Here is a 15,129-nt window from a genome sequence, read left to right as displayed (position 1 = left end):
CTTCGACTGCTTTGAGCGTCCGGACGATCTGGGTTTCAGTGAATTTGCTCCTGCGCATTGAAAGCCTCCTGGGGCGTGTAGTTTGCCCGGAGACCTCCAGTTATCCTTGGACCGAGTTTAGGGGGAGGCGACAGGACGGCGTCATCCAAAAGATGACGGACGAGCAGTGGCACGCGATGCTCGACGTGCATCTGACCGCACCGTTTCGCATACTCCGAACCGCCAGCGCATATATTCGCCAAGCCGCACGAACGGAAGCTGCGGCGGGCATAGAGAACTTTCGCAAGGTGGTCAACATCTCCTCTATCGCCGGCATCGGTGGCAACCCGGGACAGGTCAATTACGCGGCTGGCAAGGCCGGCATCCTCGGCTTGACGAAAACCATGGCCAAGGAATGGGGTCGTTACAAGGTCAACGTCAATGCGGTCGCATTCGGCTTGATCGCGACTCGTCTCACGCAAGCGCAGACCGACGCCGGCGCAATGGACGTCCAAGGCCGTGAAATCAGGGTCGGCCTCCCCGCCGATCGCATCGAGGCGATCGAACGGGCGATTCCTCTCGGCCGCAGCGGCACGCCAGCCGAGGCGGCAGGCGCAGTGGCGCTGCTGTGCTACCCCGAATCGAACTACATCAGCGGCCAAACCTTGATCTGTGCGGGTGGCTATTGCTGACCGGCGCGAGGGCTCGGCGCCGTGCCCGGCGATGGCTTTCGGCCACGCCCGTTGCGACTCGCTGAGCGTGATTGCCGCCCGCTCCTTCGTTCGAGTAACGCTCGTTCCTTTGCGCGACGCGATCCTCCCGCGAGCGATTGCACGATTACGCCTGAAATCGAGATAGCATAGGCGTGCCCGTCTTGGGTGTGCTCTACAGGGAGACTTGCGTTATGGCGAAGGCCAAGAAGGCAGCTGCGAAGAAGGTTGCGACGAAGAAGTCGGCGGCGAAGAAAGCGCCGGCGAAGAAGGCAGTGAAGAAGGCGACGAAGCCCGTCGCGAAGGTGGCTAAGAAGCCAGCCCCGAAGAAGGCGGCGAAGAAAGCCGTGAAAAAGACCAAGCGCAAGGCCAGCCCTGCGCTGATGAAACCCATGACGCCGAGCCCGGCGCTGGCTGCGGTGGTCGGCGACAAGCCGATGCCACGCAGCCAGATCACGAGCAATCTGTGGGCGTACATCAAGAAGAACGGACTGCAGGATCAGACCAACAAGCGCCAGATCAACGCCGACGACAAGCTCAAGGTCATCTTCGGCGGCAAGTCGAGCGTCAGCATGTTCGAGATGACCAAGCTGGTCAGCCAGCACATCCGCTGATGATCGCGATCGAGGGCGGCGCCTCGGCCCGCCCTCGCCTCCGTCCGGGCCTGTCGGCGCGTTCCAGCGCTCGCACAACGAGCACCCGTACACTCGCAACGCCGTGATACAGTGTCGGAGGGATGTCCTCGGGCGCGTGTTAGCATGCTGCAGGTGGCCGTCGCGACGTCTTCAGCGCGGGCCATGACATCCGCTAGCCCGCGAGGCCATGTCTGATCACAACGTCGATCCTTCGCTGTTTGCGCGTTTCGTGCCGCTCGATGCCTTGCGCCCGCAGACCCATGCGGAACTCGCACGCAAGTCCACGATCCTGAACCTGCGCGCCGGCGAAGTGCTGTTCAAGCCGGGTGATGGCGCCGAACGTGCGCTGTTCCTGGTCGCGGGTACGCTGCGCCTTTGCGACGCGGACGGTCATGTGGTCGCCACCCTCGCAGCCGGCGCTCCGTCCGCGGCCCACCGTATCGCGCATCAGTCGCCGCGCCGTGTGACCGCGACCTGCGTCACCGACGTGCGCTGCCTGGCGGTGGACGCCAGTCTGCTCGATGTCATGCTGACCTGGGATCAGACCGGCTCGTTCGAAGTGGGCGAAGTCGGCGTGACTGCGGACGCGACCGGCGACGACTGGATGACCCGCCTGTTGCAGATGCGCACCTTCCAGCTGGTGCCCCCCTGCAACCTGCAGGCGATGTTCATGCGCATGCAGCAGATCGAGGTGGAGCCCGGTGAGGTGATTGTGCGCCAGGACGACGAAGGCGACTTTTTCTACGTGGTTATGTCGGGGCGCTACATCGTCACACGCGAGCAGCCCCATCAAAAGCCGGTGCGCCTGGCCGAACTCGACGCCGGCGCCTGCTTCGGCGAAGAGGCGCTGATCGCGGACAGCCGCAGGAACGCGACGGTCACGGCACTGACACGCGGCAAGCTGATGCGCCTGGACAAGGCGGACTTTCGCAAGCTGCTCACCGACCCGCTGTCGCGGCGCATCGATCAGGCGCGTGCGCAGGCGCTGGTCGCCGAAGGCAAGGCACGCTGGCTCGACGTGCGCCTGCCCAGCGAATTCCGGCGCGGCAGTCTGCCGGGGGCGATCAACCTGCCGCTGTACATGCTGCGGATGAAGCTCGCGCAGCTCGATGCCACGAGCACCTGGATCGCCTGCTGCGACACCGGACGCCGCAGTGCGGTGGCCGCCTTCATCCTGATGCAGAAGGGCTTCGACGCCTACGTGCTCGAGGGCGGCGTGCCCGCCTCGGAACGCGGCGACGCGCCCTGAGGCCTACATCGTGTGGGTCGGCCGGTCCGCCGACAGCACGCCGGCGAGTAGCGCCTCGATCTTCTTCTGCGTGGTACCACCGTCCTGCGGACTGAACTGCACGCCGATGCCTTGCACACGCTTGTTCTGCGCGCCCTTGGGCGTGAGCCAAACGATCTTGCCAGCCACCGGAATGCGCTCCGGGTTCTCCATCAGCGTCAGCAGGATGAAGACCTCGTCACCAAGGCGGTAATCCTTGCTCGTGGGAATGAACAGACCACCGTTCTTGATGAACGGCATATAGGCCGCAAACAGCGCCGCCTTGTCCTTGATGTTGATCGTCAGGATGCCGGGCTGCGCGCTGCCGCTGCGCGGGGGCGTACTCATGGATCGGCGGAAACCTCGGCGGTGTGGGGCACGATGCGCCCACTTTAGCAGCCCTCACCGGGCTTTCGTCAGTCTTTGCCGAGCGCGCGCGGCCCCAGGCGCAGCCACTGCACGAACAGGGCTTCGAGTACGAGCTGTACTTGCGCGTTGCCCGCGCACAGGCGGCTGGCCTCGATGACTTCGTCGAGCATCTGCATCCACGCCTGCGCCTCACCGCCGCCGGCCTGCAGCACACAGTCGCGAAAGCGCTGCTGCAGCCAGCCGCAGGCCCAGCGCAGATGGGCAGGCACGGCATCGCGATCGACCGCGGCAGCCGCGCTGACCGGATCCTTGCGACGACGGCCGACGGCCATCCACAGCTCCGCCCAGGCCTGCTGCTGGCCCAGTTCATCGCCGCTGGCGAGCGCCAGCGCGCACAGCGGCGCACCGTGGGCGGCCGCGAGCGCAAAAGGCTCCTGGCGGCCGAGCTGGGCCTCCAGCCAGGCCTGCGCCTCGTCCGCTGGCGGTGTTGCCATGCGCACGCGCTGACAGCGGCTGCGCAAGGTTGGCAGCAGGGCCTGCGGCCGTTCGCTCACCAGTAGCAGATGGGTGCCCGGCGGCGGTTCCTCGATGGTCTTGAGCAATGCGTTGACGCTGCTCGTGTTCAGGGCGTCGGCCGGCTCGATCAGCGTCGCGCGCGATCGTCCGTAGTGGGACGACAGCCCCAGACGCCCGATCAACGCACGCACCCCATCGATGGCGATGTCGCGCCGTTTGCGCCCCTCGCCGCGACCATCGTCCGACTGCCAGTGGACGAGCGCCTGCTCGTGCCGGCCATCGGCGCTGAGAGCCAGACCGAACAGCCCGTCGGTGCCGAGCAGCACGGCGTCGGGATGGGCGCCGACCGCAAGCTGCATGCAGGCGCGGCAGCGTCCGCAGGCGTAGCCGCTGCGATCCTCGCAGAGCACGAAGGCGATCAACGCGCGCGCGAACCAGCGCTTGCCGATGCCCTCGGGACCGGCCAGCAGCAGGGCGTGCGGCAGCCGCTGTTGCCGCACCAGGCTGCTCAATTCCAGCCACAGCGTCTGTTGCCAGGGCAGCGGCCGCAGCCAGTCCGTCCTCATAGTCGCGCCTGGAGCACGGCGTCGATCGCCGCGGACACGCGGTCTACGCTCGCACTCGCATCGATCACCACGCAACGAGCCGGATCCTCGGCGGCGCGCCGTAGAAAAATCTCACGCACCCGCCGCTGGTAGTCCAGCGTCTCCGCTTCGAAACGGTTGCCGTCACCACGGACCTGCGCCCGGTCCAGGCCCTGCTCGGGCGGCAGATCGAGCAGCAGGGTCAGATCGGGCATGATCTGCGGCATCGCCAGCGCCTCCAGGGCGCGCAGATGGACGGCATCGATTCCGCGCGCGCCCTGATAGGCGTAGCTGCTGTCGACGAAACGGTCGCAGACCACGTCGACGCCACGAGCCAGGCTGGGCGCGATCAGGCCATGCACGTGCGCCGCGCGCGCCGCGAACATCAGCAGCAGCTCGGTCGCCGCGTTCACGTCCTCGCCCCAGCGCCGCAGCACCAGCTCGCGCACGGCCTCGGCCAGCGGCGTGCCGCCCGGCTCACGCGTGAGCACGACCTCGCGCCCGCGCGCTCGCAGCCAGTCACGCACATGACGCGCCTGCGTCGACTTGCCGCTGCCCTCGCCGCCTTCGAGGGTGATGAATCGTCCACGCATACCGTCAGCGCCCGAGCTGGTATCGACGTACTGCGGCATTGTGCGCTTCCAGCGTTTCGGAAAACTCGTGCGTGCCATCGCCGCGTGCGACGAAGTACAGCGTCTTGCCCGGCGCCGGATTCAGCGCCGCGCGCAGCGACGCACGGCCCGGCAGACAAATCGGCGTCGGCGGCAGTCCGCTGCGCGTGTAGGTGTTGTACTCGCCGTCGGTGAGCAGGTGATGGCGACGCAGGTTGCCGTCGAAGCGCTCGCCGAGCCCGTAGATCACGGTGGGATCGGTCTGCAGCCGCATGCCCAGCCGCAGACGTCGCACGAACACCCCGGCAATCTGACCACGCTCGTGCTCGACGCCGGTCTCCTTTTCGATGATCGAGGCCATCACCAGCGCCTCGTCGGGCATGGCGTAGGGCAGGTCCTCGGCGCGAGCCGCCCATTCCTCGGCGAGCACGCGATCCATGGTTTCGGCCGCGCGCCGCAGGAAGGCGACGTCGGTCATGCCGCGCGAGAAGCGGTAAGTGTCGGGAAACAGGCGCCCCTCGGGATGCTGACCGGCGCGACCGATCGCAGCCATGACGGCGGGGCCCTCGGCGCTTTCGAGCGTCTGCCGCAACTGCGGATGCGCGCGCACTGCGGCCAGCGCCTGACGAAAGGTCCAGCCCTCGATCAGACGCAGCTCGTGCAGGATGGTCTGGCCCGAAACGATCAGCTCGAGCAGCTCGAGCGGCGAGGTCTGCGCCGGTACGGCGTACTCGCCGGCCTTGAGCTGCGTCGCCGCGCCGCTCAAGCGTGTGTAGGCGCGCAGGTACCAGGTACTGCGCGGCTGCGCGTCGAGCCAGCCGTCTTGCGCCAGGCGCTGCACCAGCAGCGCCGCGGAAGTGCCGGGTTCGAGCAGCAACGTGCGCTCGCCGTCGAGCCGCAGTGGGCCCTGCAACACACGCGCGGCGTCGATCAGCAGCGCACTGACGGCGATGACCAGCAACGCGAACAGCCTGAGCAGATGGCGCATCGGCCGGCTCAGCGCAGATGCTCGAGCACGAGCGGATGCGCGGTGGCGTGCATCAGGCGGCGCGTCAACGCGCCCGGCGCCGACCACTCACGGGTCTGCAGCCGGCGCAATGGCCAGATGCCGATCAACGCATTGCAGACGAAGGCCTCGTCGGCCGACAGGACGTCGGACAGCAGCAACTCGGTCTCCCGAATCGGGATGTTCATGCCACGGGCGCAGTCGAGGATCTTGCGCCGCATGATACCGGCGACGCCGCAGCGGTCGAGTGTCGGCGTCAGCAACACGCCACTACGCACGACGAACAGGTTGCTGCGTGTGCCGCAGATCACCGCGCCATCGCCCCGGCGCATCAAGGCTTCGCCGATCTCCTGAGCCCAGCCGTCGGCGGCGAGCACCTGGTCGAGGCGGTTCAGGTGCTTGACGCCGGCGAGCAGCACCTGCTCGCTGAGCGTGACCTCGCTGACCGCGGCGACGATGCCGCTACGATAGTCCGCGGCCTGCACTGCCGGCACCGGATAGGCGAACACCCAGCGCTCCGACGCGCGGGTCTGCGGCGCGTAGCCGCGCCGCTGCGCGCGGCGCGCGACGATAAGCTTGAGCACCTGCATTTGCTCCCCGGCGGCAACCCGCTGGAGGTCGTCGAGCACTTCGCGCTCGGTCGGCGGTTCGAGTCTCAGCGCGGCGCAGTCGGCAAAGAGCTTGTCGCGGTGCAGCGGCCAGTCGACCACGGCGGCGTCGCGCCACAGCATGGTGCGGAAGACGCCGTCGCCATAGTGCAGCGCGCGCGAATGCGCCGACTGCGCCGTGCACGGCCGCCCATCGTGCAGGACGGCCGGATTCACGCCGCTGACCCGTCGATGGCGAGCAGAAGACCGCGTGCCTTGGCGCGCGTCTCGTCGAGCTCGGCCTGCGGCTGCGAGTCGGCGACGATACCGGCACCGGCGCGCAGACGCGCGCGTCCGCGCTGCCAGACCAGCGAACGGATCAGGATGTTGCTGTCGAGCCGACCGTCGCGCGAGATATAGCCCATGCTGCCGGTGTAAGGCCCCCGCCCCTCGCCTTCGAGCTCGGCGATGATCTGCATCGCCCGCACCTTGGGGCAACCGGTGATCGTGCCGCCGGGAAACACTGCGCGCAGCGCCGCACCGGGTCCGACCCCGTCACGCAGGCGCCCCTGCACGTTGGACACGATGTGATGCACGTGCGCGTAGCTTTCGAGTGCCATCAGCTCACTGACGCGGATCGAGCCCGGTACGCAGACGCGGCCGAGATCGTTGCGCTCCAGATCGATCAGCATCACGTGCTCGGCGCGCTCCTTGACACTCTCGAGCAGCCGCGCGCGCAGCTCGCGATCTTCGTCGACGCTCGTGCCGCGGCGGCGCGTGCCGGCGATCGGCCGCGTCTGGGCGATGCCATCAGCGATCTGCAGCAGCCGCTCCGGCGAGGAGCTGATGACGGCCTCGTCGCCCCAGCGCGCGAGCCCGGCGAACGGTGCCGGGTTGGTCGCACGCAGCCGCGCGTACAGGTCCGCGGCGTCGAGCTCCGGCGGCAGTTCGGCATCCCAGGCGCGCGACAGATTGATCTGGAAGGCATCACCGGCACGCAGCCAGTCGAGAATGCGTGCCACGGCGTCGGTGAAGCGCTGCGGCGCTTGCTCGCTCCAGCGGCCGCTACCGACGACCGCCACGGGCGGCGGCGCTCGCAGTGCCGCAGCGACATCCGCGCGCAGCTGCGTGAGCGTCGCCTCGTCCTCGCTGACCAGATGCAGCCTGCCGTTTGCGCGGTCGCGCAGCACCGCGGCGCGGCAGCGCACCGCGAGGGCATCGGGCAGCGCATGCGGCGACGGCGGCAGGTAGAGCCGCGGCTCGACCCAGCGCGCCGCCTCGTAGCCCAGCAGCACAAACCAGCCGCCGACGAACGGCAAGGGCGGCGCGGGCGCGGCACGCGGCTCGGCGCCCACCCAGCGGTCTAGCGCGTCGAAGAAGTCGTCCCCTGGCGAGCGCGTCCCTGGGCCGCACACGCCCCCGGCAGTGCCGACGAGGGCCTTGCCGGTCGCGGCGAACAGTAGATCCCAGCGGCCGGACTGCGGATGAGCAGCGACGCTTTCGAGCAGAAACGGGTAGCGGCGCGGCAGCCGCGCGTGCAGCCCCAAGAGATCCAGATCGGCTTCGACGACCTCGCGCCACAACGGCGCCGCCGAGCGGGCCGAGTCAGACAAACCGCTTGAATGCGAGTGTGCCGTTGGTGCCGCCAAAGCCGAAGGAGTTGGAGAGTGCCACGTCGAGCTTCGCCTCGCGCGCCGTGTGCGGCACGTAATCGAGATCACAGCCCTCGCCCGGGTTGTCGAGGTTGATCGTCGGCGGTAGCACCTGATCGCGCAGCGCCAGTAGCGTGAACACCGCTTCGATGCCACCGGCGGCGCCGAGCAGGTGTCCGGTCATCGACTTGGTCGAACTTACGGCCACCTTGGCCGCGTGGGCCCCGAGCGCAGCCTTGATCGCCAGCGTCTCGGCGATGTCACCAGCTGGCGTCGAGGTGCCGTGGGCGTTGATGTAGTCCACATCCTCGGCGTTGAGTCCGGCGTCGCGCAGGGCGTTGACCATGCACAGACGCGCCCCGCGCCCGTCCTCGGGCGGGAGCGTGATGTGATGGGCGTCGCTGGACATGCCGAAACCGATCAGCTCGCCGTAGATCGTCGCGCCACGCTTCTTCGCGGTTTCGAGTTCCTCGAGCACCACGACGCCGGCGCCGTCGCCGAGCACGAAACCGTCGCGGTCACGATCCCAGGGGCGGCTCGCCCGCTGCGGATCGTCGTTGCGCGTCGACAGCGCGCGCGCCTGACAGAAGCCGGCCATACCGGCCGGGGCCGAGCCGGCTTCGCCACCGCCGGCGATGCAGACATCGACATCGCCGGCCTGGATCAAGCGCGCACCCAGGCCGATGCTGTGCGTCGCCGTCGTGCAGGCGGAGACCACCGCGAAGTTCGGTCCGGTGATACCCAGGTCGATGGAGATGTAGCCGGAGATCATATTGATGATCGAGGCCGGCACGAAAAACGGCGAAACCTTGCGCGGTCCACCCGCACGCAGCTTCGCGCACTCCTCCTCGATGTTGCCGATGCCGCCGATCCCCGAGCCGACGCACACGCCGATGCGCTCGCGATTGGCATCGGTGATCTCCAATCCGGCGTCGCGGACCGCCTGTTTGGCGGCCGCAACGCCGTAGTGGATGAACGGATCGGTGCGCTTGATCTCCTTGACCCCCATCCAGTCCTCGGCCTTGAAGCCCCGGACCAGCCCGGCGAAGCGGGTGCTGAACGCGGAGACGTCGTAGGTATCGATCGGTCCGATGCCGGACTTGCCGGCCAGGATGTTCTTCCACGCGGTATCGACATCGTTGCCGACCGGCGAGACGATGCCGAGGCCGGTGACGACGACGCGTCTACGGCTCATCGGGCGAATCCTGAGAAATGGGGATGGGCGCGGCGCGAAACCCGGCGGATCAGCCGGTCTGGGACGTGTGCGCCTTGATGTAGTTGAGCACGTCCTGGAAGGTCACGATCTTCTCGGCTTCTTCGTCCGGAATGTCGATCTCGAACTCTTCTTCGAGTGCCATCACCAGTTCCACGGTGTCCAGCGAGTCGGCGCCCAGGTCTTCGACGAAGGAGGCCTCCGGGGTGATCTGATCTTCGCTGACCGACAACTGCTCAGCGATGATCTTCTTGACCTTCTCTTCAAGCGTACTCATGCGTCACTCCGCTGTGTTTATGGTGTGTAGAGCCGGCGTATTGTAGTGGAACCCGCCGGGGGAAGCAGTAGAACCTGAAAAGGTTTTTGCGACAAGTGCTTAGGCCACTTTTTGCGCAGCCTCAGGCCATGTGCATGCCGCCGTTGACGTGCAGCGTTTCGCCGGTGATGTAGCCGGCCTCGCGCGAGGCGAGGAAGGCCACCGCGGCGGCGACGTCCTCGGGCGATCCAAGCCGCTTGGCCGGCACTCGTTCGAGCAGCCCCTTGCGCACGTCCTCGCCGAGCGCGCGCGTCATGTCGGTCTCGATGAAACCGGGCGCGACGACGTTGACGGTGATGCCGCGCGAGCCGACTTCCTGTGCCAGCGCCTTGGAAAAACCGACGAGGCCGGCCTTGGCCGCGCAGTAGTTGGCCTGGCCCGCATTACCCATCTGGCCGACGACCGAACCGATGCTGACGATGCGGCCGTAGCGCGCCTTGACCATGCCGCGCAGCACCGCGCGCGACAGCCGGAATACCGCGGTCAGATCGGTCTCGATGACCTCGCTCCAATCCTCATCCTTCATACGCAACAGCAGCGTATCGCGGGTGACGCCGGCGTTGTTGACCAGGATCGACACCGGACCGATCTCGCCGAGCAGCGCCTCGCAAGCCGAGCCGTCGCGGACATCGAGCACCCGGCCCTCGCCGCCCTGCGCCCGCAGCGCCTCGCCGATCGCCTGCGCGCCGGCGGCGCTGGTCGCGGTGCCGATCACCCGCGCACCGCCCGCGGCGAGCCGCCGGGCGATGGCCTGACCGATACCGCGGCTGGCGCCGGTGACCAGTGCGGTCTGACCGGCGAACATGGACGTGGTCTCGCTCATCGACTCTGACGCTCCGCTCACTGCGTGGATGGGTTATCTGGATTTCCGAGGGCCGAGGATAGCAAAGCCCGGCGTCAGCCCGCCGCGGCGATCGCTGCACTCGCCTTGTCGAAAGCAGCAGGATCGTCGGTCGGCAGCGCCGGCACCGCCTTGGCGATGCGCTTGCCGAGCCCGCACAAGACCCGGCCCGGTCCACATTCGACGAAGGCGGCGATACCATCCCCGACCAATGCTTCGATGGTCTGCGTCCAACGCACCGGACGGTGCAATTGCTCGCGCAGGGCCACGCGGATCGCGTCCGGCTCGCGCCGAGGTGCGGCGTCGAGGTTGTGCAGAACCGGGATCTGCGGTGTACGTAGCTCGATCTTCGCCATCTCGGCGAACAACGCCTCGGCCGCGCCGCGCATCAACGAACAGTGTGAGGGCACCGACATCGGCACCCGCACGGCCATGCGCGCGCCATGGGTCTTGGCCTCGCCGAGAACCCAGTCGATTGCCCGCGCATGGCCGGCGACGACCACCTGCCCCGGTGAATTGAAATTGGCGGGTTCGAGCACGCCCTCGCCCGTGTAGGCCGCGCACAGCGCCGCAACCTGCGCGTCGTCGAGGCCGATGACCGCGGCCATCGCACCTGTGCCTTCCGGCACCGCAGCCTGCATCAGTGCGCCGCGCCGTTCGACCAGGCGCAGCGCGTCGCTGAAGTCCAAGGCAGCCGCGGCCACCAGCGCGGCGTACTCGCCCAGGCTGTGCCCGGCGAGCGCCGTGGGCGGTGGCAGACCGCGTTGCTGCCACAGACGCCATAGCGCGATATCGGCCGCGAGCAAAGCCGGTTGCGTGCGCTGGGTGCGGTTGAGTTCCTGCTCCGGGCCTTCGCGCACCAGGGCGCCGACATCCCAGCCGAGCACCGCGCTGGCCTCATCAAAGGTCTGCGCCACGACCGGCGCAGCGAAACCACCGAGCATGCCGACGGACTGCGAGCCCTGCCCGGGAAAGAGCATTGCGTAGTTCATGATTTCGTTTGACGTGCGTTGCGGCCCAGACCTTCGCAGCCGCTGAAGCTTCCGAACGCCACCCCATACAGCGTGGCACAGAGCGTGCCATAAAGATGCGACTCGACGACGACGCGACCGCCGATCGCGGCTTCGTCGGACACCGGCGCGCCAGCGTACAACTCCCAGCCGATCTTACCAAGAAGATACAGCACGCAGCCGAGCGCGATCAGATCGCCACGCCGCACCTGCGGCACCAGACCCAGCACGAACAAGCCGTGGATCACGCCGGACATGCCGACGTAGTTGTCTAGCTGCGGCACGAACAACCACAGACAAAGACTCATCGCCAGACCGATCACGAGCACGCGCCGCCCCCAGACCCACGGCGGCAGCGGCTGCGGACACAAGAGCACGAGCACCAGCACACCGAGTGCGTTCAGGAACCAGTGATACCAGCCCAGATGCGCGAAGTTGCCGGTGATCAGACGCCACCATTGGCCATCGGCGATGGCATCGCGGTCGAAGGCCAGCCAGCTTCGTCCCCAATCGCCGAGGAACTCGACGGCGAGCATCGCGGTCACTAGCGCCAAAGGGCCGATCCACAGCGCGGCGGAGCGGTAAGGCGCTTCTGCTATGATCCGCGCCGCCTGAGCAGTTCCCTGCACCGGCCCTCGTTCGGCCCCACCGTTGTCGCTCATCCCGTTTCGACCATGACCCACTTTCGGACGCATCGCAGCCAACGCGGTTTCACGCTGATCGAGATCATGGTCGTCGTCGTGATTCTGGGCATTCTCGCTGCCGTCGTCGTGCCGCGCATTATGGACAGGCCGGACGATGCCCGCATCACCAAGGCCAAGCAGGACATCCGCGTGCTCGAGGCCCAGCTCAATCTGTACAAGCTCGACAACTACGTCTACCCGAGCACGCAGCAAGGGCTCGAGGCGCTGGTCAGCAAGCCCGGCGGCGATCCCGAGCCGCGCAACTATCGCAGCGGCGGCTACATCAAGACCCTGCCGGTGGATCCCTGGGGCAATCCCTATCAGTATCTGCATCCCGGGACGCGGGGAGAGTTCGACTTGTTCTCGCTGGGCGCCGACGGGCGGCCCGGCGGTGAAGGCGCGGCGGCGGACATCGGCAACTGGAATCTGAACTAGCGACTCCCCCGCCATCGATGGCACCGGATCGCAGCCGCTCGGCCATGCCCGGCAAGGGGTGCGATCCTGGCGCCGCGTCGCGGCGCAGCCGTGGTTTCACCCTCGTCGAGGTGATGGTCGTGGTGCTGATCATCGGCATCATGCTGACCTTCGCGACGCTGTCGGTTGGCGATCGTGCCGCCGCAGACACCCTGGATCTGGAATCGCGGCGCCTCGAAGCGCTGTTTCGCCTGGCGCTCGAAGAAGCCGAGCTCAAGGGCTACGAGATCGGCTTTCGCCATACGCTGACGCAATACCAGTTCCTCACCGTCGGCAGCGAGGGCCGCTGGGCGCCGGTCACAGAAGGCCCGCTGCGTCCGCGCGAGATCCCGCCCCTGCTGAGCCTGGACCTGCGCGTCGATGGCCGGCCGGTTCCGCCGGCGCTGGATCTGCCGGCGCGAGGTCGCGGAGACGACGATGAAGAAGCGCCCGCGCTCGAGCCGCAGGTGTTGTTCCTGTCCAGCGGCGAGCTCACGCCGTTTGCGTTGACGCTGCACGCCGACGGTCTCGCCGAAGGCCGCCTGCTCAGCGGCGACGTGCTCGGGCGCCTGACGCTCGACACCCTGCGTGACGGCGCGCTGCCGTGATGCGCCAGACCGGTTTCACGCTGCTCGAGATGGTCGCCGCAGTCGCGGTGCTGGCGATCGCGATGGCCGCGATCCTCTCCGGCATGGCGCGGTACGCCGACAACGCGGCGCGCCTGCGTGAACGCACCATCGCCCTGTGGGTGGCGCACAACCGTCTGACCGAGATCGAGCTGCAACCGGTGTGGCCGGACGTCGGCCGCTCCGATGGCGAGATGGATCTCGCCGGCCAGACCTGGAAATGGGAAGTCGAGGTCAAGAAGACCACCGACGAGCACTTGCGTCGCATCGACATCCGCGTGCTCTCGCCACGGCGCGACGGCAGCGCCGCGGCGCTGTCGGCGTTTCTCGCGGACACCGGGCGGCAATGACCTCGCCGATCGACTCGTATCGCTCGCCGCGCCCGCGCGGGACCGCATCTGGTCGGCACGCCGGGTTCACGCTGCTCGAACTGGTCGTGGTCATCGCGATCTTCGCGGTGTTCTCGCTGATGGCTTATGGCGGACTGGATTCCGTGCTCAAGACGCGCGCGCAGGTCGAGCAGGCCCAGGCGCGCATCGCGCAGATGCAGAAGGCCTACCTGCGGCTGCGCGACGACCTGCAGCAGATCCGTCATCGGCCGGCGCGCGACGGCTTCGGCGATACCCAGCCGGCGGTGCGTTCCGGCGAGCGCGGCTATCTGGAATTCACCCGCGCCGGCTGGCGCAATCCGTTGCGCCTGCCGCGCCCGGGGCTCGAACGCGTCGCCTACCGCTTCGAGGACGGCGAGCTGATCCGCATGTCCTGGCGCGTGCTCGATCTGGCGCAGGACAGCAAACCGGTGGAGACCGTGCTGCTCGACGGCATCGAGCGAATGCGCTGGCGCTACCTCGACGAGGCCCGCGAATGGCGCGACGCCTGGCCGGCGGAGATTCTCGATCGACCGGAGACCGCCGCACCGCCGCGCGCCATCGAGCTGATGCTCGAAGTTCGTGATCTCGGCCAGGTGGTGTATCTGTTTCGCATCGGTACGGACTTTCCGGTGATTCCGGCGCGGTACGGCAGCGAGGCGGGCAATCGAACCGGCGGGGTCACCGACATTCCCGGATCCGGCGGCGCGAATGATGCGATTGCGCCCGCCGACCCTTCGGAGTTTCCATGAGCCGCGGCGGCGAGCGAGGCATCGCCCTGATCACCGCCGTGCTCGTCGTCGCCCTCGCGGCGATGGCGTCGACCGCGATTCTCGTGTCGGCCAACATCGCCATCCGCCGCACGGCCAACCTGCAGGAATCGGAGCTGGCGTGGTGGTATGCCGCCGGCGTCGAGTCCTGGATCAAGTCCGTGCTCGAACGCGACCTCGAAGACAACGCCATCGACGCGCTCACCGACATGTGGGCGCAGCAGGTGGACTATCTGCCGGTGGATGAGGGCTTCGCGCGCGGCCAGGTGATCGACCTGCAGGGGCGATTCAACCTCAACAATCTCGGCACGCCGGATACGGCCGAATACGAACAGCAGCTCCGCGTGTTCGTGCGCCTGCTGGGTCTGGTCGGTGCCGCCGACGAATTCCAGGCCCGCGCGATCGCCGCGGCGATCCGCGACTGGATCGACGCCGACCGCGAGCCCACCGGTGCCGACGGCGCCGAGGACAACGACTACCTGCGGCTCGACGTGCCGTATCGCGCCGGCAACCGCATGATCACCAGTGTCTCCGAGTTGCTGGCGATTCGCGGCATCACGCCCGAGATCTACCAGAAGCTCGCCGGCGTGGTCAGCGCGCTGCCGCAGACCGGCGTGCCGATCAACGTCAACACCGCACCGCTGCCGGTGCTGTTCGCACTCGCCGCCGGACCGCGACCGGCCATCGAAACCTTTGCCGCCGAACGCCTCAAGAAGCCGGCCGAGGACGTGCAGGCCTTGTTCAACCTCGAAGGCGGCTATACCGCCGAGGATGCGCCATCGGCGATGATGAGCGTCAACAGCCGCTTCTTCATGCTCCGTTCCGAGATTTTCATAGGCAGCGGTCGGGTCGCACTGTATAGTTTCTACTTCCGCCCGCCGGGGACCGCCCCGGCCGTCTACGGGCGCAGCATCGACGTCGAATAGTGCGCGA

Annotated in this window: 20 protein-coding genes; 8 read left to right on the top strand and 12 right to left on the bottom strand. The window is 67.7% G+C overall.

Translation table 11 applies throughout. The features are described from left to right. Positions 1-671 (top strand): SDR family oxidoreductase (locus tag ABSH63_RS14100; RefSeq protein WP_352890510.1); only part of this gene is annotated, 671 nt, incomplete at its 5' end. A 193-nt stretch (positions 672-864) separates the two neighbouring features. Here the strand turns inward: ABSH63_RS14100 and ABSH63_RS15790 are convergent. Next, a complete protein-coding gene (locus tag ABSH63_RS15790) occupies positions 865-1,083 on the bottom strand; it encodes a hypothetical protein (protein WP_434223279.1) in 219 nt (72 codons plus the stop codon). Between ABSH63_RS15790 and ABSH63_RS15785 the strand changes: the two genes are divergently transcribed. Continuing rightward, positions 1,073-1,303 carry an SWIB/MDM2 domain-containing protein gene (locus ABSH63_RS15785; RefSeq protein ID WP_434223278.1) on the top strand — a complete coding sequence of 77 codons (231 nt, stop codon included), beginning with the start codon at positions 1,073-1,075 and terminating at the stop codon, positions 1,301-1,303. The two genes, ABSH63_RS15790 and ABSH63_RS15785, sit on opposite strands and share 11 nt — an antisense overlap. A gap of 208 nt (positions 1,304-1,511) precedes the next feature. Next, entirely contained in the window at positions 1,512-2,573 is a 1,062-nt protein-coding gene (locus tag ABSH63_RS14090; RefSeq protein ID WP_352890508.1) for a cyclic nucleotide-binding domain-containing protein, read from the top strand. Between the two features lie 3 nt (positions 2,574-2,576). Here the strand turns inward: ABSH63_RS14090 and ABSH63_RS14085 are convergent, their stop codons facing one another. From ABSH63_RS14085 to rrtA, 11 genes are all read right to left on the bottom strand, one after another. Beyond that, positions 2,577-2,939 carry a PilZ domain-containing protein gene (locus ABSH63_RS14085; protein ID WP_352890507.1) on the bottom strand — a complete coding sequence of 121 codons (363 nt, stop codon included), beginning with the start codon at positions 2,937-2,939 and terminating at the stop codon, positions 2,577-2,579. Between the two features lie 68 nt (positions 2,940-3,007). Further along, positions 3,008-4,042: a DNA polymerase III delta subunit-related protein gene (locus ABSH63_RS14080; protein ID WP_352890505.1), complete on the bottom strand. Its 1,035-nt coding sequence runs from the start codon at positions 4,040-4,042 to the stop codon at positions 3,008-3,010. Beyond that, the gene (gene tmk, locus ABSH63_RS14075) at positions 4,039-4,653 is read right to left on the bottom strand and encodes a dTMP kinase (protein ID WP_352890503.1); all 615 of its coding nucleotides are present in this window, start codon (positions 4,651-4,653) and stop codon (positions 4,039-4,041) included. The genes ABSH63_RS14080 and tmk overlap by 4 nt, the downstream gene beginning before the upstream one ends. A 4-nt stretch (positions 4,654-4,657) precedes the next feature. Then, positions 4,658-5,659: an endolytic transglycosylase MltG gene (gene mltG / locus ABSH63_RS14070; RefSeq protein ID WP_352890502.1), complete on the bottom strand. Its 1,002-nt coding sequence runs from the start codon at positions 5,657-5,659 to the stop codon at positions 4,658-4,660. Between the two features lie 8 nt (positions 5,660-5,667). Continuing rightward, positions 5,668-6,501, bottom strand: a complete 834-nt coding sequence (pabC, locus tag ABSH63_RS14065) for an aminodeoxychorismate lyase (protein ID WP_352890500.1) — start codon at positions 6,499-6,501, stop codon at positions 5,668-5,670. Beyond that, positions 6,498-7,877 carry an aminodeoxychorismate synthase component I gene (locus ABSH63_RS14060; protein ID WP_352890499.1) on the bottom strand — a complete coding sequence of 460 codons (1,380 nt, stop codon included), beginning with the start codon at positions 7,875-7,877 and terminating at the stop codon, positions 6,498-6,500. Before ABSH63_RS14060 ends, pabC begins: the two co-directional genes overlap by 4 nt. Then, positions 7,870-9,111: a beta-ketoacyl-ACP synthase II gene (gene fabF, locus ABSH63_RS14055; RefSeq protein ID WP_352890497.1), complete on the bottom strand. Its 1,242-nt coding sequence runs from the start codon at positions 9,109-9,111 to the stop codon at positions 7,870-7,872. Before fabF ends, ABSH63_RS14060 begins: the two co-directional genes overlap by 8 nt. Before the next feature lie 49 nt (positions 9,112-9,160). Then, positions 9,161-9,406, bottom strand: a complete 246-nt coding sequence (gene acpP / locus ABSH63_RS14050; protein ID WP_352890496.1) for an acyl carrier protein — start codon at positions 9,404-9,406, stop codon at positions 9,161-9,163. Between the two features lie 121 nt (positions 9,407-9,527). Then, the gene (gene fabG, locus ABSH63_RS14045; protein WP_352890517.1) at positions 9,528-10,250 is read right to left on the bottom strand and encodes a 3-oxoacyl-ACP reductase FabG; all 723 of its coding nucleotides are present in this window, start codon (positions 10,248-10,250) and stop codon (positions 9,528-9,530) included. A 92-nt stretch (positions 10,251-10,342) separates the two neighbouring features. Then, positions 10,343-11,278 (bottom strand): ACP S-malonyltransferase, encoded by a 936-nt coding sequence (gene fabD / locus ABSH63_RS14040; RefSeq protein ID WP_434223277.1) that lies wholly within the window; start codon positions 11,276-11,278, stop codon positions 10,343-10,345. Then, the gene (gene rrtA / locus ABSH63_RS14035) at positions 11,275-11,925 is read right to left on the bottom strand and encodes a rhombosortase (protein ID WP_352890495.1); all 651 of its coding nucleotides are present in this window, start codon (positions 11,923-11,925) and stop codon (positions 11,275-11,277) included. Before rrtA ends, fabD begins: the two co-directional genes overlap by 4 nt. 45 nt (positions 11,926-11,970) lie before the next feature. On the opposite strand from rrtA, the gene gspG reads away from it, so the two are divergent. The 5 genes from gspG to gspK are packed head-to-tail and all read left to right on the top strand — an operon-like array spanning position 11,971 to position 15,122. Beyond that, complete coding sequence (gene gspG, locus ABSH63_RS14030; protein WP_352890494.1) at positions 11,971-12,414, top strand: type II secretion system major pseudopilin GspG; 444 nt, start codon at positions 11,971-11,973, stop codon at positions 12,412-12,414. 44 nt (positions 12,415-12,458) lie between these two features. Then, on the top strand, positions 12,459-13,040 hold the full coding sequence (gspH, locus tag ABSH63_RS14025) for a type II secretion system minor pseudopilin GspH (protein WP_352890493.1): 582 nt from the start codon (positions 12,459-12,461) through the stop codon (positions 13,038-13,040). Further along, positions 13,040-13,408, top strand: coding sequence for a type II secretion system minor pseudopilin GspI (gene gspI, locus ABSH63_RS14020; protein ID WP_352890514.1), 369 nt, complete (start codon positions 13,040-13,042; stop codon positions 13,406-13,408). The genes gspH and gspI overlap by 1 nt, the downstream gene beginning before the upstream one ends. Continuing rightward, positions 13,405-14,178 carry a type II secretion system minor pseudopilin GspJ gene (gene gspJ, locus ABSH63_RS14015; RefSeq protein ID WP_352890492.1) on the top strand — a complete coding sequence of 258 codons (774 nt, stop codon included), beginning with the start codon at positions 13,405-13,407 and terminating at the stop codon, positions 14,176-14,178. The genes gspI and gspJ overlap by 4 nt, the downstream gene beginning before the upstream one ends. Then, positions 14,175-15,122, top strand: coding sequence for a type II secretion system minor pseudopilin GspK (gspK, locus tag ABSH63_RS14010; RefSeq protein ID WP_352890490.1), 948 nt, complete (start codon positions 14,175-14,177; stop codon positions 15,120-15,122). The genes gspJ and gspK overlap by 4 nt, the downstream gene beginning before the upstream one ends. Positions 15,123-15,129: the final 7 nt, after the last annotated feature.

Source organism: Sinimarinibacterium thermocellulolyticum, assembly GCF_040327995.1.
GTDB classification, from domain to species: Bacteria; Pseudomonadota; Gammaproteobacteria; order Nevskiales; family Nevskiaceae; genus Solimonas; species Solimonas thermocellulolyticum.
The sequence above is the reverse complement of the archived record's forward strand: the minus strand, read 5'-3'. Positions and strand labels throughout refer to the sequence as shown.

Bases quoted from the DNA above. Each gene is read 5' to 3' on its own strand.
- ABSH63_RS15785 (WP_434223278.1), top strand. From the start codon at position 1,073: ATGAAACCCATGACGCCGAGCCCGGCGCTGGCTGCGGTGGTCGGCGAC.
- ABSH63_RS15790 (WP_434223279.1), bottom strand. From the start codon at position 1,083: ATGGGTTTCATCAGCGCAGGGCTGGCCTTGCGCTTGGTCTTTTTCACG.
- ABSH63_RS14090 (WP_352890508.1), top strand. From the start codon at position 1,512: ATGTCTGATCACAACGTCGATCCTTCGCTGTTTGCGCGTTTCGTGCCG.
- ABSH63_RS14085 (WP_352890507.1), bottom strand. From the start codon at position 2,939: ATGAGTACGCCCCCGCGCAGCGGCAGCGCGCAGCCCGGCATCCTGACG.
- ABSH63_RS14080 (WP_352890505.1), bottom strand. From the start codon at position 4,042: ATGAGGACGGACTGGCTGCGGCCGCTGCCCTGGCAACAGACGCTGTGG.
- tmk (WP_352890503.1), bottom strand. From the start codon at position 4,653: ATGCGTGGACGATTCATCACCCTCGAAGGCGGCGAGGGCAGCGGCAAG.
- mltG (WP_352890502.1), bottom strand. From the start codon at position 5,659: ATGCGCCATCTGCTCAGGCTGTTCGCGTTGCTGGTCATCGCCGTCAGT.
- fabF (WP_352890497.1), bottom strand. From the start codon at position 9,111: ATGAGCCGTAGACGCGTCGTCGTCACCGGCCTCGGCATCGTCTCGCCG.
- acpP (WP_352890496.1), bottom strand. From the start codon at position 9,406: ATGAGTACGCTTGAAGAGAAGGTCAAGAAGATCATCGCTGAGCAGTTG.
- fabG (WP_352890517.1), bottom strand. From the start codon at position 10,250: ATGTTCGCCGGTCAGACCGCACTGGTCACCGGCGCCAGCCGCGGTATC.
- fabD (WP_434223277.1), bottom strand. From the start codon at position 11,278: ATGAACTACGCAATGCTCTTTCCCGGGCAGGGCTCGCAGTCCGTCGGC.
- gspG (WP_352890494.1), top strand. From the start codon at position 11,971: ATGACCCACTTTCGGACGCATCGCAGCCAACGCGGTTTCACGCTGATC.
- gspH (WP_352890493.1), top strand. From the start codon at position 12,459: ATGCCCGGCAAGGGGTGCGATCCTGGCGCCGCGTCGCGGCGCAGCCGT.
- gspI (WP_352890514.1), top strand. From the start codon at position 13,040: ATGCGCCAGACCGGTTTCACGCTGCTCGAGATGGTCGCCGCAGTCGCG.
- gspJ (WP_352890492.1), top strand. From the start codon at position 13,405: ATGACCTCGCCGATCGACTCGTATCGCTCGCCGCGCCCGCGCGGGACC.
- gspK (WP_352890490.1), top strand. From the start codon at position 14,175: ATGAGCCGCGGCGGCGAGCGAGGCATCGCCCTGATCACCGCCGTGCTC.